Here is a 21,049-nt window from a genome sequence, read left to right on the forward strand (position 1 = left end):
GCCTACACCTCCGAATCTAACGGTTCATAATCCTTGCGCAGCGGATGGCCAACCCAATCGTCAGGCATCATAATCCGCCGCAAATCGGGGTGCCCTGGAAAATCGACGCCAAGCAGGTCATAAATTTCTCGCTCGTTCCAATTCGCCGTCGCCCAGACCGGCGTCGCTGAGTATACGGATGCCGAATCACGATCAGACTTGATCTTGATCGCGACCTCTCTATTGCTGCCAAGCGAATGCATATGATAGACCACTTCCATATGGGTCTCGTAATCGATGCCGGACACATTTCGTAAGTAGTTGAATCGCAGCTCTTCGTGATCCTTTAACAGCCGCGAAACTTCCCGCCAATAAACATTGTTGATTATAATCATTGGCATGTCGCCATTTAATTCGTTCACGTAAGCATCCTCGACTGCGGATTCGGCAATCTCCTGCTTAAGCAGCGCTGTAATGGCATCCAGCTCCGGCTGCCGGAGAGACGGCGGCTTTGGCAAGTCCGGCTGCGCTTCCCCCGCCTCTGCTTCCGCCTTTTCCTTTGCAGCGGCTCTCGCAGCGCGCGCCTCGGCCGCTGCCTTCAGCTTTGCCTCCCGCTCCGCGTCTGCCGGGGGCGAATCCGCAGCGGGCTTCTCGCCGTCGTCCTTATTCTGCTCCTCACTCATCGGCCGGTCACCCGCTTCCCGGTTTTTGCTTCATATCGGATCTTTTCCTGCAGCTTGTTGATGCCGTAGATCAGCGCTGCCGGATTAGGCGGACAGCCCGGAATATATACATCAACGGGCACGATCTGATCAACGCCTTTTATGACTGAATAGGATTTGATATAAGGGCCGCCGGCCGTTGCGCAAGAGCCCATAGCGATCACCCATTTCGGTTCGGGCATTTGATCATATAGTCTTCTGAGCAGTGGACCCATCTTCTTCGTAACGGTCCCGGCTACAATCATCACATCGGATTGCCGCGGCGAGGTGCGGAACATGACGCCGAAGCGGTCGAGATCATAATGCGACGCGCCCGTTCCCATCATTTCAATCGCGCAGCAAGCCAGTCCGAATGTCAGCGGCCATAATGAATTGCTTCTCGCCCAAGCTTTTAACTGCTCCAAGGTGCCCATAAATACGTTGCGTTCCAGCTCCCGGCGTTCCTCTATTGAAATTGACTCTAAACTGAATTCCATTTCAGCACCCTCTTTTTCCAGGCATATAGAAGACCGATAAGAAGCATTCCCGCAAATATCACCATTTCGACTAGCACAAATAAGCCGAGCTTATTGTATGCGACGGCCCATGGATATAAGAAAACGGTTTCCACATCAAAGATGACAAACATTAAGGCAAACAAGTAATAGCGGATGTTAAAACGGACCTGTCCCTCACCTACCGGCTCATTTCCGCTTTCATAGGTGGTTTGCTTGAGTTCATTCGGCTTATTCGGTCTAAGCATCCTTCCTACAGTCAATGCAACGACTGGGAGCAAAATGCCAAGAACGATAAAAACAGCCACGACGACATAGTTATTGGCGTAGTTTTCCACACGATCGCCTCCGTCAAATTGGGTAGGTACGGACCGTTGCCGCTTGGTCAATTTTTCCTCACAATTATAACAAATGCTACCACTGACGTCTATGACGGAGTTACGTCACGGCAGGCTCCTTGTCCGATATCTCGAGCTGTTTATCCGATGTTTTTTGGTCATCCGCGGTTTCTTCTTTATTCGGCTGGGCTGCCGGAAAGCGGCCGTCGCTGTTATCACGTTTGCCTCTAATAACAGCAATGACAAGCAGTAAGAGCGGCAGGAGGAATCCGTGAAACAGACTGTACACCGTCCATACTCCCATGGCAAACTCCTTTGTATGGGCCACGTTGCGATAGACCATCAAAGAGAGCGGGACGATAATGAACGCATAAGGAACGATCAATGTCCGATAAGTAGATAAATTCAGTACTTGAGCGGTCATAACGGTCAGTACATATACACATAACGCCAGCTTCATAAAGACGGTTCCGACCCAGACCATAGCGACCAAAATTTCGACCCGCACCAAAATCTCTTCGATATTAATATTTTTAGCCATATCATATACCGCGAACGGGCTTCGGCTCACCTCGTCGACTCCCATCACACCCACGAGGGATATACAAATCAATATACTTACGATTGCGATCAAAACAGCGGAGAGCTTCAATGATTTTCTCAGCTTTTTACGGTCTTGTTCACGCACGAGCGGGAATATCATCGTCATAAATACAAATTCGCCGATCGGGAATCCCAAGATAGGATAAACCCCTTTCAGTGGCCGTTCCCAGCCTTCGTATAACAATGGCTCGAAATTGTGGTAATCAAATTGATTAGACAATGCGAAAGTCACAATGACGATGACGAACAAGCCCCAGCCAAATAGGATTTCCCCCGTTCGGGCTATCGTTTCGATGCCTAAGAATACACCATAAATTACGACCATCATAAAGGTGCTGTCAATAAACCACTCCGGCGTGATCGGCAGGACAGAGAGGCCCATAAAGTCTGAAATATTGCGTAGGACAAGCGCGCTCAGCAGCAGGAAAAACAGGATATAGAGCAAGGACACGACCTTGCCGCCCCATGCTCCCAGCACCCGCTCCGCATACTGGGCCAATGACAAATTGGGAAAGCGGTCTGACAGCGCCAAGAAGACGATCAGGATGAAATAATTAAACGGCCCCGCCAAGAGCATGGATATCCATCCGTCCTGTTTCGCAATGGCCGTTACCGAAGTCGGCAAGATAAGCGCTGCGCTCCCAAGCGCAAATAAAAACAACATTTTCGCGCATTGGCCGGATGTGATTTCCGCATTGTTCATTCCCGCAAATTTACTCATCGCTGCTATGCCTCCTCCTCTATCCAGGAAATAATCGGTCTATATATCGGTCCGACAATCGTCTTAATCCAATCCGTAGGATTCGGCACCGGTATACGAAACAGCAGGGCCATGATTAACAGCGTGCCTATGGTTAGAATAAACAAAGCCCAGCCCCTCTCACGCAAACGATGCATATCGCCATTCCGTTTCCAAATCACCGCCCCTGTTGCTGCCGCAAGCAGAAAAATACCGATAGGAGCCAGCATCTTGATCACTCATTCCACAATAGATTTGCCCCGCCCACCCGATCCCATAATGATGGTATTGCATATCACTTCGCTTTCCACCTTAGGAAAAAGCTCCGCCCAGTCTCCCTCAACCCGCTTCCAAATAGCCGGCTGCTTCAGGTAAACTTCCTTACCCCAACCAAGCGCATCTACTTGCAGTTTCTTTTGAAGCTTATCGATCGTAGCCTCCACCTCGCCCTTCACCGCCTTGCTCGCCATCATTCCTATCTGGTTTAACACCTTTTCATCCGTTACATTCACATTCGGACACATGATCTCTTGTATGCTGCCGGTCACTCTTAAATGTACCTGAACAATCGGCATGTCTCTCTCGCCTTTTTTGACCTTATGCTCCGCGGTCACCCCCTGCACCTCCACCATTAAGTCTCCCTCCGAATCCGGGCATGCTAGCTTAATGACGGTGCTTTTCATTTTATCGCGCATCCACGACAGTCCTCTTGATTCCTTAGGCTTCAAATAGTCAACGAGCTTGCCATTGCGAAATACAGCCATGGTAGAGAGCACGGGAATGGCTGAAGCGGGAATGCTGTTTACATTTTCATCTTTATTGCCGTTAGCCCTGTCTCCCTCGATTCGCATAGATGGAAGTACAGCCTGCTCTTTTCCTTTCCCATGCAGCCTCGTCAAGTCATTGATCTTCACCGCATAGTTAACCCCGTAAGCAGTCTGGTTAACCTCCAGCATCTCATGAATCTGATTAATCGGAATCGATTCCATTTGCGTCGTTAACTGCAGCACTTCCTTTGCCTTTACGCCGCGCGTAACCATGACGGAGATATCCGTTCGAATGTCTGGGTTTCTTTCAATTAAATCAATTAAAGGGAAAATGCCCTTTTTCGCTATCTGCTCCCCTATAACCAGCATTTGAGTATGGGAGAAAAAAAGCCTTCTCGACGTTTTGGCCGACATCTTGCGTATCGCTTCAAATAGGGTATCGCCTGTTTCCGTAAACGTCGTTACCGGCGTTCCTCCAATCCCGCCCTTGCTCCCAGCGGCAACATTTTGCGGGAGCACAACCTGTACCGTCAGCTGCAGCTTTTGTTTGCCGCTAGGATCTTCATCTACTCCTAAGGCCATTACGACACCAAGCTTGTCCAGATATCGAAGGTCCCAACAGCCGCTAAGCAGAATTAACAGGCAAGCTGTCCATAAGAGAACGCCTTTACGGCATGCCTGCATGACGAATGCTTGTCTCTTACGGTGCTGTCCCCGGCTCATTGCTCTGGCTCCTTCCTCTGCTCCTGTTCAATGTCCTGCCTGATCATATTTTTGCTCGCTAGCATTTGGGGACGCTCGCGCATCATCCAAAGCGGTGCCCGGACAAGCGTATCCTTCATATCTTTTAAGAAGAGCGGCGCAAACGGTTTAATGTACGGCATGCCAAACGACCTTATATTGCTGAGATGCAAAACAAGAACCAGTACGACCAAGCCAATGCCGTAAAAGCCTAGCGTCGATGCGGCCAGAAGCAGGAAAAACCGCAGCAGCCTTGCCGCGATGCCGAGGCTGTAGGTCGGCGATACGAAGCTGGCAATGGCCGTGAAAGAAACGACGATTACGACTGCGGGAGATACGATGCCTGCTTCGACAACGGATTGACCGATAACTAAACCGCCGACGATCGATATCGTATTTCCGGCAGCGCTCGGCATTCGAACGACTGCTTCGCGCAGGATTTCAAAAACAATTTCCATAATAAAGGCTTCCAAATAAGCGGGAAACGGCACGCCCTCCCGCTGTGCGGCCAGCTTCAAGAGCAGCTGGGTAGGAATCATTTCCTGATGATAGCTGACAATGGCTACGTACACGGATGGCATTAGCAGCGCAATCAGAAAAGAAACAAATCGAAGCAGCCTCAAAAAGGTAGTAATATCAAAGCGTTGATAATAATCCTCTGACGCTTGGAAGAACATATTCAATATAGCGGGCACAACGAGAACAAATGGCGTTCCGTCGACTAAGATGGCTATGCGGCCTTCTAACAAATTACCTGCAACCGCATCAGGCCGTTCATTGCTTAGCACGGTAGGAAAGGGCGACCATCTCTGATCCGCTATCAGCTCCTCGATATATCCGGATTCCAAAATTCCGTCTATGTGAATGCTTTCCAGCCTTTCCCGCAAATCCTTGAGCACATTCTCGTCAGCCAAATCTTTAATATACATAATACAAACGGGCGTTTGCGAAATTTCTCCGATCGTCCACTGCTCCATCCAAAGCTTTGGACTGCGTATTTTTCTGCGTATCATGGAGGTGTTCGTTCGAATCGATTCGGTAAATCCTTCCCTCGGACCTCGAATAGCCATCTCCGTTTTCGGCTCTTCTATTCCTCTTCTCGCTCCGCCGACTACATTGGCCGCGATCGCTTTATCCGTCCCCTCTACAAAAAGGATGCTGTAGCCTAGAAAGAGCTTTTGAAATAATACCTTCCAATCGCTTATATCATTGATAATTCCTGTGGACAGCAATCCGCTCCTCATGACCGCTAGCAGTTCCTCCGGCTTAATCTGCTCATCCTGCGAGAAATGTTCCCTATGGATCGGTTGAATGATAAATTCATTTAAACGCTCGTCATCCACCATTCCTTGCACGTACACAACCACAACCTTCGTATGGCTAAGGTCGGTAAGCGACAGCTCGCGAAAGATGATATCTTGGCTCTCGCCCAGCTCTTTTTTGATCATCTCCATATTCTGTTCAACAGAAAGTGAAAGGGGCTTATCCGCATAGGGATCCAGCTGCTCTTTCTCAAGCTTTTCAGCACGGGATGATCTTTTATCCGCTTTTTTTCCCGCTTTGCCTTTGCCTCGTACATAGGCTTTGTACATATGCCCCTCTCCTTTCCGTTATTATTGATCGTTGTCTTAGGATAACTATTCCATGGCATAATTATGTACACAGCCTTATCGGCCAATAATTCTGCATACCAAATCGACTCAGCGCAAAAAAGCCGCAGGACCGTATCAACACGGTTCCTTGCGGCTTTCCTCTTATTCTTACTATCTGATTCTTGAATCTGTCAGCTTAAACTGTCCGACCAGCTGCTGCAGCAGCGTTGTAATTGACTCCACGCTTTGCGAGGTTTGCCGGACATTCGTCATTTCTCCGATAAGCTCTTGTACCTTGCTCTCAACATCGGAGGATACCTTGCGATTCTCTCTGCTTACGAGAGCGATTTTCTCCATAAGCTGTACGACCTCGTCGACAACCTGCGACTTGCGAAGATCCTCCGCATGCGCGTTTGCAAGCGTATTGGCTGCTGCCGCAACAAGCTGATTGCCTTCCTCGACGACTCTTGTCCCCTCATCCATCGATGCATAGGCCTGCTTAGCCTCATCATAGATATGGCGGGTAATGCCATGCACTTCTTCGGTAGATTTTTTGGTCATATCCGCAAGCTTGCGTATCTCGGATGCAACCACAGCAAAGCCGCGGCCCTGCTCGCCAACCCTAGCAGCCTCAATCGAGGCATTTAGCGCTAATAGATTCGTTTGCGCCGAAATTTCCTCGATAACATGCAGGACGCTTTGAATTTCCTGAACGGTATCCATAAATTTATGAATGGTCTTGTTCGTCTCTCCAACCTTAGCAGAGATGTGATGCATTTTATCCCCAATCCGGTCAACCTCGGTTTTGGCTACCGCAATCTGCTCGGCCGCCTGTTCTTCAATCTGTTTCAGCGTTGTCCTCATATCGCCTGCTGCATCCTTAGCCATGTCGATATCCTTTAGCTGAAGTCGGATGCTGCCGATCATATCCGTTACTTTCCCGCTCACACGTTCCGTTGAAGCCGACGTCACTGCCGCCGATTCATTGAGTATGTGTTGGCTGGATAACACATCTGTTGAGGCGAGCCTCACCTGAAGCATAATGCCCTCCAAGGAATCAATCATATTATTGATCCATTTGGCTAATTCCTTCGATTCATCGTTATCAAAATCATGCAGCGCAAGGCGCTGGGTCAAATCGCCTTTACCCTCGGCATTAATGCGTATAAAGCCGTTGATTTTACGCAAATGGGACACGACCCGCTCGGATTCTTTCTTCTGAAAGACTCCGCTGTAGATTAAACCGAACAAAAGATTAAATATACCCGCTGCTGCGGCAGTCATCCAAATCGGAGCACTGGATGCAATGAACACAATAAGCAGTGCGGTCATCACGCTTAAGCTCGTTATGGAGATAAGCTGCAGCTTCCGTTGTCTCAACCGATGCTGCGGATGCGGTAAACCTCCTCCAAATCGCCCTCGCACATCATCCCCCATTTATCAGGGCAATGCGGAAGCTGGAAGGTTACTCCTTTGCCAATAACGGATATATGCCTATAGTCGGAGTAGCCTGGAAATTCTACAAACAAATTACTGCCGTTGCTAATCGTATTCGCTACGCCTGGATGAAGCTCTCCTGTTGCGGGATCAGTAAATATGATTTCAAGCTCGGTATGCTCCTTAATAGAAACCATACCCCAATCGGTCGTAACCCCATCCTTAAGGTTTTCTCCGTGTGTAAATGTACGATCCTCGAAGCGGCTCCGTGAAAGCGCCGTGCCTGGCGCAATTTGCGTATTCAAACCGGCCTTAGCCATAAATATGTAATTGTCACCGGAATCCGGGTATACATGACCTGATTCCCGTTGAATCAAATCACCAAGTACATCGTTAGGCACACGTCCGCATAATGTGCCTGCCAAGCTGTTGTTCACCGATACCGGAACCATGAATAATAATGTCATTTTATCGTGGAAAGAGGAGGAACGAGGTCCTAGCTTCAACGTAATCGGATCACTATAGGGTCCAAATAGGCATCTGCGTAAGCTGCTCTTTTCCTTCGTATAGGCCAGCCCCGGTTGCAAAATACTATCCGCCCGGTAGGCTGTACCGACATGTGCGCCGTAAGTTGAACATGCGACTGTTTGCTTCGCGTCAAGAAAGAAAATTTCCGTGAAGTCGATTGCTCGCGCATACGTTCTATCGAATAGAGCTTCTATTTGCGACTGCACTGTAGTAGTAGAAGTAGAATTGTATTCCGTTTGACTGAGCAATACTGACATTTGATCGCTCAATCGGTCTAAATGCGTCCAGTAATCCGCAGCCCAAGTGGTGAGCAGCTCCTTGCGCGTTTCCGCAATTCCTTCAAAACTATGCTCGACATCCGTCTTCAGCTGCTTGTTCAAACGCCATGATACCCAGAGTGGAAATCCTACCTTCATCCCTAACCAATCAAACATATGACTCTCCCCCTGCTAGCTCTGTCATTCTGATGTTAACTATATTAACATATAGTAATGGAGAATTCATACATAATATTAGTATTTTTGTCGAATTAACTCATTCTAAGAGGAACATAACATCATTTTTCTCTCAAAACACGAATATTAAAGGTAACCTGACATGGATAATCACATGACCAATAGCGTAAACATCTTATACCATCCTCTGCCGCAAAGCTCATTTCACGGTGAAATATAACCATCTTATAAGGTTAAAATTTATACTTTTTTTATATTAAAAAAAGCATCATCCACGCCGTGAAGGCATGAATGATGCTTTAATCGGTTAATCTTATTTTTGCTTTACGTTCAGACGATTCATTGCGCGCTGCAAAGCAAGCTCTGCGCGGCGGAAATCAATCTGATCTTGCTTAGCCGCAAGACGCTGTTGGGCACGCTGTTTAGCGGCTTCAGCACGTTCAATGTTAATATCAGTTGCAAGCTCCGCGCTCTCAGCAAGAATAACGATCTTATCCTTGCGTACCTCGATAAAGCCTCCATTAACTGCTATTACATCTGCTTTATTATTATCGCGTTTGATGACGACAGGTGCGATACGAAGCGGCGTTACCAGCGGAATGTGGTTTGGCAATATGCCAAGCTCACCTTCAACGCCTGTTACGCTAACCATATTCGCAGTCTCTGCGTATACTTTACGCTCTGGTGTTACGATCTCTACCAAAAAAGAACTCATGTGGATTCCTCCCGCCTTTCGCTATTAAAGCGTTTTGGCTTTCTCCACGGCTTCTTCAATCACACCAACATATCGGAAAGATTCTTCCGGAAGGTCGTCATGTTTGCCCTCGAGAATTTCTTTAAAGCTGCGAACGGATTCTTTAACAGGTACGTACTTACCTTTAATACCTGTGAACGGCTCAGCAACGTGGAACGGCTGAGATAGGAAAAGTTGAATTTTACGTGCGCGAGACACGGTCAATTTATCCTCTTCGCTAAGCTCGTCCATACCAAGGATTGCGATAATATCTTGAAGCTCTTTGTAGCGTTGAAGAATTTTCTTAACGCCTTGAGCTACGTTGTAATGCTCTTCACCCAAAACAGATGGGCTTAGGATACGCGAAGACGATGCGAGTGGATCAACCGCTGGGAAAATACCCATCTCGGAGATTTTACGCTCCAAGTTTGTCGTTGCATCCAAGTGGGCAAACGTCGTTGCAGGAGCCGGATCCGTATAGTCATCGGCAGGTACATAGATCGCTTGGATCGAAGTAACCGAACCTTTTTTCGTAGACGTGATACGCTCTTGCAATTGACCCATTTCAGTTGCCAGCGTTGGCTGGTAACCTACCGCGGAAGGCATACGGCCTAGAAGGGCCGAAACCTCGGAACCTGCTTGCGTGAAACGGAAGATGTTATCGACGAACAATAGTACGTCTTTTCCTTCTTCGTCACGGAAATATTCAGCCATTGTCAGACCAGTCAAAGCAACACGTTGACGTGCGCCTGGCGGCTCGTTCATTTGTCCGAATACCATCGCAGTTTTGCTTAGTACGCCGGAATCCTTCATCTCGTGGTAAAGGTCATTACCTTCACGAGTACGCTCACCTACACCCGCGAATACGGAGATACCGCCGTGCTCTTGCGCGATGTTATTGATAAGCTCTTGGATCGTAACCGTTTTACCTACGCCCGCGCCGCCGAAGAGGCCGATTTTACCGCCTTTTGCGTATGGTGCGAGAAGGTCGATTACTTTAATACCTGTTTCAAGAATTTCCGCTTGCGTGGAAAGCTGGTCAAAAGCAGGTGCTTCGCGGTGAATCGGAAGGTTAATTGGCGATGTAACATCGCCAGCTTCGTCGATTGGTTGACCAAGTACGTTAAATACACGGCCAAGTGTTGGTGCGCCAACCGGAATGGTGATTGGTGCGCCTGTATCTACAGCGATCATACCGCGTACAAGACCGTCTGTCGTACTCATAGCTACGGCACGTACCTTATTGTCACCGAGGTGAACGGCTACTTCAAGCGTCAAGTTAATATCAATGCCGCCTGCTTCGCCCTTTTGCTCGATTCTGACAGCGTTCAAAATTTCCGGCAAATTGCCGCGTTCGAACTCTAAGTCTACGACCGGACCCATGACGGATACAACATGTCCTTTTTTCATGGTTTTCCCTCCTGGTTCCTTCTTGTTACTGCACGCCGGCCTGCTTATCGCAAGCGTCCGGCCCTTGCAGTGCCTATATTAAGATTGGGCATTAGCCCCTGCAACGATTTCGGAAATTTCCTGGGTAATCGCCGCTTGACGCGCTCTATTGTAAGTGAGCGTCAATTGGTTGATGATTTTCGTCGCATTTTTCGTTGCGCTTCCCATGGCAGTCATACGTGCGCCGAACTCACTTGCTTTGCCGTCTAGTACCGCGCTGTAAATGAGCGTTTCCGCGTATTTAGGCAGCAGAACTTCAAGCACGCCTTCTGGTGATGGCTCGTATTCATACGATGTAACAGCTGCATTTCCGCCCACTTCTTCAAGCGGCAGCAAACGCAATGCTGTCGGCACTTGAGTAATCGCATTTACGAATTCATTGTAGTATAGATAAAGCTCGTCATACGCGCCTTCGGAAAACTTTTGAACCGCGGAAAACGCAACCGATTTAATGTCAGCGAATGAAGGAGCGTCTGGCAACCCAGTCACTTCCTCAACGATTGGCATATTACGGCGACGGAAATAATCGCGGCCCTTCCGTCCGATAACGAACAACACGTACTCATCGCTTGATTTATGGTTCTCACGAATCGTTTGCGTTACTTTACGAAGAATATTCGCATTGTAGCCGCCTGCAAGACCACGGTCCGAAGTAATAACGAGATAACCCGTTTTCTTCACCGGACGTGACTCCAGCATAGGATGCTTCACATCTCTAGTGCCGGCAGCGATACTCGCTACAACTTCTTTCAGCTTCTCGGCGTATGGACGCGCTGCTTGCGCGGCTTCCTGTGCTTTTCTTAGGCGGGAAGCGGCAACCATCTCCATCGCTTTCGTAATCTGCTTCGTATTTTGTTTACTCTTGATCTCGCGCTTAATATCGCGCATACCTTTTGCCATTTGGTTTCACCCGCCTTTGTTGCTTTGGACCTGCTCCAAAGCCTGGTGTTGGTGGAGTAAGCAGTCTAAGCCCGGACATATGAACGGGCGTTGACTTCTATTTCACAGCGCAGCACAAGCTTCGCCACAAACGTGGCGACAGCTGTTTACGCTAGATTATGCTGATACAGCAAAGCTTTTCTTGAATTTATTGATCGCATCTACAAGAGCTTTCTCGTTGTCAGCAACGATGTCCTTCGTATCGCGGATCGATTGGCCGATTTCCGGGCTGTTCGAATCCAAGTACGCGTGGAACTCTTTCTCAAAGCGAAGAATATCCGATACTGGAATTTCATCCAAGTGACCTTTAACAGCGGAGTAGATTGAGATTACTTGCTTCTCAACCGGCATTGGCTGGTTAACGTCTTGTTTCAGAATTTCCATTGTACGAGCACCGCGGTTAAGGCGAGCAAGTGTTGATTTATCAAGATCAGAGCCGAATTGCGAGAACGCTTGAAGCTCGCGGTAAGCCGCAAGATCCAGACGGAGCGTACCAGCTACTTTTTTCATCGCTTTAATTTGAGCGGAGCCACCTACACGGGATACGGAGATACCAACGTTAACCGCTGGACGTTGACCCGAATAGAACAGATCTGCTTCTAGGAAGATTTGACCATCTGTAATCGAGATAACATTCGTAGGAATGTATGCCGATACGTCTGATGCTTGCGTCTCAATGAATGGCAATGCCGTCATTGAACCGCCGCCTCTAGCGTCGCTTAGCTTAGCTGCGCGCTCAAGCAAACGGGAGTGAAGATAGAATACATCCCCTGGGTATGCTTCACGACCCGGTGGACGACGAAGCAAGAGTGAAAGCTCACGGTAAGCTGCTGCTTGTTTCGATAGATCATCATAGATAACAAGAACGTGCTCGCCTTTGTACATGAAGTACTCGCCCATTGTGCAGCCCGCGTAAGGAGCTAGGAAGAGCAATGGAGCAGGCTCGGATGCGCCAGCTGTCACGACGATTGTGTACTCAAGAGCGCCGTGACGGCGAAGAGTTTCAACTACGTTGGCAACTGTGGATTGTTTTTGGCCGACAGCTACGTAAATACATTTTACGCCGTTGCCTTTTTGGTTAATGATTGCATCGATTGCAATCGCAGTTTTACCCGTTTGACGGTCACCGATGATAAGCTCACGTTGTCCGCGGCCTACTGGTACCATCGCATCGATTGCTTTAATTCCCGTTTGCATAGGCTCATGAACCGATTTACGGTCGATAACGCCAGGTGCTGGAGATTCAATCGCACGGAATTGAGTCGTGTTGATTGGTCCTTTGCCGTCAAGCGGCTGACCAAGCGGGTTTACTACGCGGCCAAGAAGCTCTTCGCCGACAGGTACTTCCATAATGCGGCCAGTACGTTTTACTTGATCGCCTTCACGAATATCCGTGTACGGCCCAAGGATAACGACACCGACATTGCTTTCTTCCAAGTTCAAAGCCATACCGACAACACCGTTGGAGAATTCGAGCAATTCGCCCTGCATCGCATTTTCCAAACCGTGTACGCGGGCGATACCGTCACCGACATTGATTACGGTGCCGACGTCTACGACTTGAATTTCGGATTTATATTGTTCGATCTGTTGTTTAATCAGCGTGCTGATTTCATCAGGTCTGATACTCAATTCGTTCACCCCTATCTACAGTGCATTAGATTTTAAACGATTTTTGTAAACGTTCCAGCTTGCCGGACAAGCTACCGTCATATAGGCGGTCGCCGATGCGTACTTGTACGCCTCCAAGCAAAGCAGGTTCTACGATTTGCTGTGCAATAATAGTTTTGCCGGTCAATTGTCCGAACTGCGCCGCTACTCCGGCAAGCTCTTCATCAGACAAGGCTTGTGCGGAATAAACCGTTGCATGCGCTTGACCAAGCGAATCCCCCGCAACCTTCGTGTATGCCGCGTATACATCGGCAATAACGTCTTGGCGTCTGCGGGATATAAGAATTTCCAGCGTATTGATCACAAGTGCAGATACACGATCGCCAAACGCTGTTTTTAGAACGGCAATCTTGCTTGCTGGATCAATGCTCGGAAGAGATAGGAACTTTTGAACGTCAGCGTCTTGCTCGAGAGCTTGCACGACCAGCTTAAGCTGCTCCTCTACCTCCGAAACAACCTGCTGCTTCTCAGCAACCTCGAACAATGCTTTAGCGTAGCGCTTCGCTACGACTGCATCGCGGCTCATTTATTTCCAACTTCTTTCAAATATTGACCAACCAGCTGTTCTTGCGCTTTCTCATCTACTTGCTTCTCAATAATTTTCGATGCGATTTTCACGGAAATGCCGCCAACCTCTGTACGAAGGGCTGCAATTGCTTTGTTTTTCTCGCTTTCGATATCTTTGAGAGCATCGTCTTTAAGACGAGTTGCTTCCGATTTCGCAGTTTGAACGATTTCTTCAGCTTGCTTCGAACTTGTCGTTCTCGATTGTTCAATAATTTCGTAAGCTTCCTTGCGAGCTTGCTGGAGAGCGATCTTCTGCTCTTCCATTTGCTGCTCAGCTGCTTTACGGCTGCTTTCAGCTGTGTTCATTTGTTCTAGAACAAGCTGTCTGCGCTTCTCCATTACACCGAACAACGGGCCGAATGCATATTTACTTAGCAACCAATATAATATCCCGAAGGCAATGATCGCATATACTGTTGATTCCCAATGCCATGACATAGAAGCGACTCCTTTCTCAACACAATATTGTCTTAATCATAACGAAGGCGAAGAGGGCTAAGGCCTTCCCCGCCATTATCAGTTATTATGCTTGGAAGAAAGCCAAGAAACCGATTACTACGCCGATGATAGGCACAACTTCGACGATACCTACACCGATAAACATTGTTGTTTGCAATTTACCTTGAAGTTCAGGCTGACGAGCGATACCTTCAACTGTTTTACTAACGATCATACCGTTACCTACGCCCGCGCCAACTGCGCCCAAACCTACTGCCAAAGCTGCTGCTAATAATTCCATTTTTAAAATCCTCCTCGAATATTGTTGTTTTTTGTTTGTATAGCCAACCTCAGTACTAAAAGTCACTCCGAGGCATAAAGCGGAAATTAATGCTCTTCATCGTGGATAGCTGCTTGCGAGATATACACCATCGTAAGAATCGTAAACAAGAAAGCTTGGATACCGCCGACGAAAAGACTGAAACCTTGCCATGCGACAAGAAAAGGCGTTCCCACCCATCCCATCATCAAGATTGTTGCGATCAGCACCTCACCCGCGTAAATGTTCGCGAACAACCGCAGAGCCAGCGTTACCGGCTTAGAGATCGTCTCGATCACGTTAACAGGGAAGAAAACCGGAAACGGATGGAAGTAATGCTTCAGATAGTGCTTCGTATTCAGTCTCAATCCAAGGAAATGGACGATTACGAATACGATCAGCGCTAGACCTGCCGTTACCGAGATATCAGCAGTTGGCGATTTCCACCAAGCGATTTCGACATGTCCGCCTTTATCTTCCAACAGCTCCTCCGTGATACCGAACGATTCGTAAGCATGATGAGTTTCAGTCACGATACCGAAAGGCAATCCGAGCAAGTTGGAGATGAAGATAAACATAATGAGCGTCATCCCTAAAGACAAGAAAGGCTTTACACGATTTAAAGGCATCGTGCTAGAGATAAAGTTGTGTACGAAATCGACAACCCATTCCAAAAAGTTTTGGAACTTTGAAGGGTTGTCCACAGAAAGGTTGCGAACAGCCAGCTTCGCGATCAAAAACGTTACAATAACTGAAACCGTAATGGCAATGAAGCTCGAAATGTCGATTTGAAGCGGCCCGAGCTGCCATATGGGAAATTCATGCATCTAAAATTTTCACCCCTTTCCGCTAAGATTGTCGTTTATTGTGGATATACGCTGCTACCAATAGAACAAACGGCATGACCATACAGCCAGCTAAAGCTGCCGGCATGTTCAGGTCCTCCGGAAAACGATAGGCGATCATGGCAACCAACAACACTGTTGCGATACGGTTTCCAAGACCAAGACCTCTCTTGCGCGGCCCGACCCCTGCTGCTCCTAGGGTGACCATTTCTACTCTGCGTCTTAGTAAAAACGCATTCATGGAACTTGCTGCCAATCCCACAAGAAGGCCGAGAGACACCGTACGCCATTCCGGAAGGAACGCCCATACAATTAGGCATACCCCCATTGCATAAACAAGCGTACGTATTGCTGTCTTCATTATTTTATCCATCGGCTTCCTCCATAACCTTCTTAACGAGCAGAATGGCTGAGAGTAGTCCGACAGCCAGACCGACCAGTATGCCACCGAGCGACCATGCCTTCGGATCCCCAAAACGGTTCCCGAGCGACGAGCCGATCCAATAGCCTAAAAAGATACATACAGCGACTTGCACTCCGAGTGCGCCAACGAGTCCGGCAGCAAACAGCGGATTGTCCCTTCTGTCCTTTTTATTCATGGCTCATACCCCTGTCAATCCTCATTTATTTTATCCAAGCCGTGACACGTTTGTCAATTGAATTAACTTCAAACTTTTAGTGAACGGATCGACCAAAACCCTTGATACATAAGGTATTATGACCCCCGAAAACCGTACAGTACTACTGTATGCTGTACATTCGCCACTCAGGCCATTGCCTTATCGCAATCTATGAACGTTGTGTGAACGAAACCGGACGTTCCTTCAACCTGCCAAAATGATGCAATATCGCGTCTACAATACGCTCCGAAGCTTGACCGTCGCCATACGGATTGGCTGCTTGGCTCATGCGGGCGTACAGCTGAGAATCGGTTAAAAGCGCATGTGCACGACTGTATACCAGCTCCTCATCCGTCCCTACAAGCTCCAAAGTGCCTGCCTCAATGCCTTCCGGACGCTCCGTCGTATCACGCAGCACAAGCGTCGGTACTCCGAAGGACGGAGCCTCCTCCTGCAAGCCGCCTGAATCCGTCATGATCATGTGAGCATGCGGGTAAAAATTGTGGAATTCAAACACATCAAGCGGATCAATCAAGCGGATACGGGGGTGATCGCCCAATATTTCATTGGCAGGCTCTTTTACTGCCGGGTTTGGATGCACCGCATATACGACAACGACATCCTCATGCTCATCCGCAATCCGTTTTACCGCGCGGAAAATGTTCCGATGCGGCTCGCCAAGCGCTTCGCGGCGATGAGCCGTCATAAGAATCATTCGTTTCCCTTTCGCCCAGTCGATCACAGGATGCGAGAAGGATTCGTCAACCGTATATTGAAATACGTCAGTCGCCGTGTTGCCAGTCACATAAATGGCAGCATCCGACTTGTTCTCTTTGCGCAAGTTGTTTGCCGACCATTCCGTCGGTGCAAAATGCACATCAGAGAGCACGCCGGCAAGCTGCCGATTCATTTCCTCCGGGTACGGGGATAGTTTGTTCCATGTACGAAGCCCCGCTTCTACGTGACCCACTTGTATTTGCTTTAGAAACGCAGCATAGCTCGCAAGGAACGTCGTCTGCGTATCCCCGTGAACGAGTACGATATCAGGTTTGGCTTCCGTGAGCACGGGATCCAGTCCCTCTAATACGCGGACTGTCGTCTCTGTCAGCGTCTGACGATCCTTCATGACATTCAAATCGTAATTCGGATGGATTTCGAAAAAATCGAGAACCTGGTCCAGCATCTGGCGATGCTGAGCGGTCACGCATACGATCGATTCGATTTCGTCTTCGCGCTTTTGCAGTTCCAGCACGAGCGGCGCCATCTTGACGGCTTCCGGACGCGTTCCGAAAATGGTCATTACCTTCAGTTTAGACAAAATCTTTCACTCCTATTATCGTTTCATGTCGATTATAACTAATTTGTTCCAAACATGCGGTCTCCAGCATCACCTAGACCAGGGACAATGTAGCCTTTTTCATTGAGGCGCTCATCCAAAGCAGCGATGTAGATATCAACATCCGGGTGCGCTTCCTGTACGGCTTTCACGCCTTCCGGAGCAGCGATCAGACACATTAGTTTGATTTGATCACATTTATGATTTTTCAGCGAGTTGATAGCCGCGATAGCCGAGCCGCCGGTTGCAAGCATCGGATCAATGACGATAAGCATGCGATTCGGCGCATCCGTTGGCAGATTAATATAGTATTCCTTTGGCTGAAGCGTCTCGTGATCGCGGGCAAGACCGATATGGCCTACCTTCGCTGACGGAATAAGCTTCAATATGCCGTCTACCATGCCAAGTCCGGCACGCAAAATAGGGACGAGACCAAGCATTCTTCCCGATACAACCTTAGCGTCCGTCTCAGCGACTGGTGTTTGTACCTTGATCGTATCAAGCGGAATTTCTCTCGTAATTTCGTATGACATTAATGTTGCGACTTCATCAACCAATTCCCGAAAATCTTTAGTATTCGTTTCTTTATTCCGAATAAAAGTCAGCTTATGCTGAATTAACGGATGGTCGCAAATGATTAGTTTGCTCATGGAGCGGTATTCCTCCCGTACATTGTTGTTGTTATAGTTGTTGTTGTTGTTCTAATCGTTGCAAGCCCTGACACAATCCCGTATATTATAGCATTGTAAACAAGCCGATGCATCTTGTGTTTTGCAAAGCGTGCCATGCGCAAACGGCTGCAGCCTTCCTTTGGCGGCAAATGCTCGTTTCGCTGAGATCGATAAGCATATTTATTAGTTACAATAAAGGCCGGCGTCTCCCACTTGGAAGGCGCTGGCCTTTGCCAGTCTATATGAGTTAGATGCTCTTTAGCTGCTGCCGCAGCCGCCACCGCAGGAGGAACCGCATGAAGATCCCCCGCTATCTCCTCCGCCGCCGCTGGAAGAATCCCCGCCTGAACCGCCGTGGTCTCCTCCAGAATCGTTTCTGCCATCGTCGGAGGAACCGCTGCAGGCGTACGTTGAATCGCCGCTGCCGTTTGCTTTGCGCTGCTCCTCATTCTGGGCTTGATCCATCTGCTGAGCGAAATCATTCGGATTCGACATCGAATGATAGATAAGCATACCCGACAACAGACCGGTTGCTCCCAGTATTGGATCATAGCCATAGCCGTTTGCAGGGCGCGCTTCATTACCGTATGGCGCTTTACCGCTGCTTACAGCCGAATGCTGAGACCCGGCACGTTCTATTAAATAATTTACCGTTTCATTTAAGTCAGTGAAACGGGCTGCCGCCTTCATATTAAACCACTGTGCCCGAATCGTTTCTTTGCTGAATTCCTTCAATTCTTCAAGCCTTTGCTCCGACATACGAGTCCGATAGAACGCTCCCCATATTCTTCCGCTAGCCGGTGTCTGAGTGAACAGCTCGCCGTAAACCCAATCGAACAGCGCCCGCTCTCCCGGCTGCGGCAGTGCTCCCGGTTCATGAGGCGCATGGTGAATCATTTCGCCGCAGAAGCTTGTGCAGAACTGCTCATACTCCCTGGTAAACATAAGCATCTCATGCCATACGGAATCCACCTGCTTGCTGTACATCGGAACACTGCGCATAATACTGCACATCAAGAAGTACCGCTTGAATTCAAACCATGTCCAATCCCATTCTTTATCTGATATTCTCGGGAATTCCTTCAGTACTCGATCCTTCGCGCGGCTCTCAAAGTCTGAGCTGAGCGCCGCCTCCAAGCGTTCCGCAGCCCGCCTCGCAGGGTGTCCGTACGGCACGCCCAGCGCTGAAGGTAAATCCGCTTTGGGCCAAGGCGTAAATGCATTGGTCCGACCAAACGAGCCTTGTCCCCTGCCGTCCGATCGACCGTTTCGGCTAGAACCAGTCGCCTTCATAATTATGCTTAGTAAAATAAAAAGGAATACCACAATGATCATAATCACTGCAAATTGAGCCATCTTAACCTCCTGCGCCGTTTCGTCGTACCCATATATTAACACATCCGCGCCTGTCCAGGTTTAATGCCGTTTCCATCAAGTAAAAAAACCCTTCGCAGCACTCTCTGCAAAGGGTTCACGCGCGTGCATCATCTTATCTTCTGAGCGAGGTCGTGCTGACAACGCCGTAGCGGAATAGCAGCTTGCGTCCTAGTAGGCCTACAGCCCGGTCCGTAATAAAGCCCATTAATCCGAGGCAAATGAGACCGACAAAAATCCAGTCGGTACGGAAAAACAATCGCGAATTCCAGATTAAATAACCGATGCCCTCGTTTGAAGCAATCATTTCCGCCCCGATAATAGCCATATAAGAGGTTCCCATAGCAAGCCTTACGCCCGTAAACATGAAAGGGACCGTCGCAGGAACGATAACATGGAGGACAATTTGCCATTCTGAAGCTCCCATGCTCCGGGCCGAACGAATTTTGTCCTCCTCGACAGACAGCACCCCCGTCAACGTATTCAGCACAACGATGAAGAAGGTAGCATACAAAATCAAGGCGATTTTAGAGGTCTCGCCGATTCCAAACCATACCAGAAACAATGTAATGAACGCAATCGGCGGGATGAAGCGAATAAAGTTCAAGAATGGCTCCGCAAACGTACGTACGATGTTCACCTTCCCAATAATTAAGCCGACAGGTATGGCCAGCAGGCTCCCGAGCGTCCAACCCATCAATACGCGATAGGAGCTGATTCCGATATATTTGAGCAGGGAACCGTCTTCCAGCAGTTCATATCCTCCCTTCGCCGTATAGACGGGCCCCGGCAAAACCTCAGGGCCGTACAGGAGAGAAAGCAATTGCCAAAACGTCAGTCCCGCTGCCCACAGAAACAGCAGCAGCACCCCTTTTTTCTTCAGCAGACGCATCTGCCTTCCCCCTTTCTACTCGTCAAAATGAGATTGAATGCGTTCGTAAAGCTCATTGAATTCAGGTCTTGCGATATCTCGCGGATAAGCGAGCGGCACTTCGTATATATCTGTTATTTTGGATGAAGGCCCAGCCGACATGATGCCAATCCGCTGCCCAAGCAGAAGTGCCTCCTGGATGTCATGCGTGACAAAGATAACGGTTTTGTCCGTATTGCGCCAAATACTGGCCAGCTCCCGCTGCATCGTCCGCCTTGTCATGGCGTCCAGCGCGCCAAACGGCTCATCCATGAGCAGAATGGCTGGGTCGTTAGAAAGCACGCGCGCGAGCTGTACCCGCTGCTTCATGCCGCCCGACAGCTCGCGCGGGAATTTTTTCTCATGCCCGCTCAGTCCCACCATAGCGATATACTTATCGGAAATCGCTTGGCGCTCAGACGCCGGAATCCGCTTCATCCGCAGTCCGAACTCCACATTTTCTCTGACGGTCAGCCAAGGAAACAATGAAGAGTCCGCCTGCTGGAAGACGACCGCTCGGTCCTGTCCCGGCCGCTCCACCTCGTCTTCGCCAACCCGCAAGTTTCCTGATGACTTCGAAACAAAACCCGCTACCATATTAAGCAGAGTCGATTTGCCGCAGCCGCTTGGTCCAAGAAGAACGAAGAACTCTCCTCCTTTGACGACTAAATCGACATCCTTAATAATGTAATGAAGCTCGCCGGCCGTTTGCTGCGAATAGCTCTTGTTTAAGCTCTCAATATAAATAGCATTGGTGTTCGGTGCGACTGCCATTTTGTTTG

22 protein-coding genes and 1 pseudogene are annotated in these 21,049 nt (G+C 48.8%); all 23 read right to left on the reverse strand.

Going from position 1 to position 21,049, the window contains the following annotated elements; translation table 11 throughout:
- Positions 1-2: 2 nt before the first annotated feature.
- The 23 genes and pseudogenes from AC1DLI_RS06765 to AC1DLI_RS06875 all read right to left on the reverse strand — a co-directional run bounded on the left by AC1DLI_RS06765 (position 3) and on the right by AC1DLI_RS06875 (position 21,041).
- Positions 3-662, reverse strand: coding sequence for an NADH-quinone oxidoreductase subunit C (locus AC1DLI_RS06765; protein WP_477600841.1), 660 nt, complete (start codon positions 660-662; stop codon positions 3-5).
- The gene (locus tag AC1DLI_RS06770) at positions 659-1,177 is read right to left on the reverse strand and encodes a NuoB/complex I 20 kDa subunit family protein (protein ID WP_308995246.1); all 519 of its coding nucleotides are present in this window, start codon (positions 1,175-1,177) and stop codon (positions 659-661) included. Before AC1DLI_RS06770 ends, AC1DLI_RS06765 begins: the two co-directional genes overlap by 4 nt.
- On the reverse strand, positions 1,162-1,533 hold the full coding sequence (locus tag AC1DLI_RS06775; protein ID WP_477601186.1) for an NADH-quinone oxidoreductase subunit A: 372 nt from the start codon (positions 1,531-1,533) through the stop codon (positions 1,162-1,164). Before AC1DLI_RS06775 ends, AC1DLI_RS06770 begins: the two co-directional genes overlap by 16 nt.
- A 100-nt stretch (positions 1,534-1,633) precedes the next feature.
- A complete protein-coding gene (locus AC1DLI_RS06780) occupies positions 1,634-2,857 on the reverse strand; it encodes a GerAB/ArcD/ProY family transporter (RefSeq protein WP_477600843.1) in 1,224 nt (407 codons plus the stop codon).
- Positions 2,858-2,862: 5 nt separating this feature from the next.
- Positions 2,863-3,105 (reverse strand): hypothetical protein, encoded by a 243-nt coding sequence (locus AC1DLI_RS06785; protein ID WP_477600845.1) that lies wholly within the window; start codon positions 3,103-3,105, stop codon positions 2,863-2,865.
- Between the two features lie 9 nt (positions 3,106-3,114).
- Positions 3,115-4,365, reverse strand: a complete 1,251-nt coding sequence (locus tag AC1DLI_RS06790; RefSeq protein ID WP_477600847.1) for a Ger(x)C family spore germination protein — start codon at positions 4,363-4,365, stop codon at positions 3,115-3,117.
- Positions 4,362-5,975, reverse strand: a complete 1,614-nt coding sequence (locus AC1DLI_RS06795; protein ID WP_477600849.1) for a spore germination protein — start codon at positions 5,973-5,975, stop codon at positions 4,362-4,364. The genes AC1DLI_RS06790 and AC1DLI_RS06795 overlap by 4 nt, the downstream gene beginning before the upstream one ends.
- A gap of 171 nt (positions 5,976-6,146) precedes the next feature.
- Positions 6,147-8,374: pseudogene (locus AC1DLI_RS06800) on the reverse strand (methyl-accepting chemotaxis protein).
- A 334-nt stretch (positions 8,375-8,708) separates the two neighbouring features.
- Positions 8,709-9,110, reverse strand: coding sequence for a F0F1 ATP synthase subunit epsilon (locus tag AC1DLI_RS06805; RefSeq protein ID WP_308995252.1), 402 nt, complete (start codon positions 9,108-9,110; stop codon positions 8,709-8,711).
- A gap of 24 nt (positions 9,111-9,134) precedes the next feature.
- Entirely contained in the window at positions 9,135-10,538 is a 1,404-nt protein-coding gene (atpD, locus tag AC1DLI_RS06810) for a F0F1 ATP synthase subunit beta (RefSeq protein ID WP_477600851.1), read from the reverse strand.
- 78 nt (positions 10,539-10,616) lie between these two features.
- Entirely contained in the window at positions 10,617-11,477 is an 861-nt protein-coding gene (gene atpG / locus AC1DLI_RS06815) for an ATP synthase F1 subunit gamma (RefSeq protein WP_477600853.1), read from the reverse strand.
- Between the two features lie 156 nt (positions 11,478-11,633).
- Positions 11,634-13,148: a F0F1 ATP synthase subunit alpha gene (atpA, locus tag AC1DLI_RS06820; RefSeq protein ID WP_308995255.1), complete on the reverse strand. Its 1,515-nt coding sequence runs from the start codon at positions 13,146-13,148 to the stop codon at positions 11,634-11,636.
- Between the two features lie 25 nt (positions 13,149-13,173).
- Positions 13,174-13,713: a F0F1 ATP synthase subunit delta gene (locus AC1DLI_RS06825; protein WP_477600856.1), complete on the reverse strand. Its 540-nt coding sequence runs from the start codon at positions 13,711-13,713 to the stop codon at positions 13,174-13,176.
- Positions 13,710-14,192: a F0F1 ATP synthase subunit B gene (gene atpF, locus AC1DLI_RS06830; protein WP_308995257.1), complete on the reverse strand. Its 483-nt coding sequence runs from the start codon at positions 14,190-14,192 to the stop codon at positions 13,710-13,712. Before atpF ends, AC1DLI_RS06825 begins: the two co-directional genes overlap by 4 nt.
- 85 nt (positions 14,193-14,277) lie before the next feature.
- The gene (gene atpE, locus AC1DLI_RS06835; protein ID WP_053373757.1) at positions 14,278-14,493 is read right to left on the reverse strand and encodes a F0F1 ATP synthase subunit C; all 216 of its coding nucleotides are present in this window, start codon (positions 14,491-14,493) and stop codon (positions 14,278-14,280) included.
- A gap of 86 nt (positions 14,494-14,579) precedes the next feature.
- Positions 14,580-15,338: a F0F1 ATP synthase subunit A gene (gene atpB, locus AC1DLI_RS06840; RefSeq protein ID WP_364151832.1), complete on the reverse strand. Its 759-nt coding sequence runs from the start codon at positions 15,336-15,338 to the stop codon at positions 14,580-14,582.
- 22 nt (positions 15,339-15,360) lie between these two features.
- A complete protein-coding gene (locus AC1DLI_RS06845; RefSeq protein WP_477600859.1) occupies positions 15,361-15,729 on the reverse strand; it encodes an ATP synthase subunit I in 369 nt (122 codons plus the stop codon).
- A complete protein-coding gene (locus AC1DLI_RS06850; protein WP_308995260.1) occupies positions 15,722-15,955 on the reverse strand; it encodes an AtpZ/AtpI family protein in 234 nt (77 codons plus the stop codon). The genes AC1DLI_RS06845 and AC1DLI_RS06850 overlap by 8 nt, the downstream gene beginning before the upstream one ends.
- A 190-nt stretch (positions 15,956-16,145) precedes the next feature.
- On the reverse strand, positions 16,146-17,294 hold the full coding sequence (wecB, locus tag AC1DLI_RS06855) for a non-hydrolyzing UDP-N-acetylglucosamine 2-epimerase (protein ID WP_477600862.1): 1,149 nt from the start codon (positions 17,292-17,294) through the stop codon (positions 16,146-16,148).
- 38 nt (positions 17,295-17,332) lie between these two features.
- Complete coding sequence (upp, locus tag AC1DLI_RS06860) at positions 17,333-17,962, reverse strand: uracil phosphoribosyltransferase (protein WP_308995262.1); 630 nt, start codon at positions 17,960-17,962, stop codon at positions 17,333-17,335.
- 279 nt (positions 17,963-18,241) lie between these two features.
- Entirely contained in the window at positions 18,242-19,339 is a 1,098-nt protein-coding gene (locus AC1DLI_RS06865) for a glycine-rich domain-containing protein (protein ID WP_477600864.1), read from the reverse strand.
- Between the two features lie 133 nt (positions 19,340-19,472).
- Positions 19,473-20,249, reverse strand: coding sequence for an ABC transporter permease (locus tag AC1DLI_RS06870; RefSeq protein WP_477600866.1), 777 nt, complete (start codon positions 20,247-20,249; stop codon positions 19,473-19,475).
- 15 nt (positions 20,250-20,264) lie between these two features.
- Positions 20,265-21,041, reverse strand: coding sequence for an ABC transporter ATP-binding protein (locus tag AC1DLI_RS06875; RefSeq protein ID WP_477600868.1), 777 nt, complete (start codon positions 21,039-21,041; stop codon positions 20,265-20,267).
- Positions 21,042-21,049 lie beyond the last annotated feature (8 nt).

The organism is Paenibacillus sp. 01T443 (genome assembly GCF_056398325.1).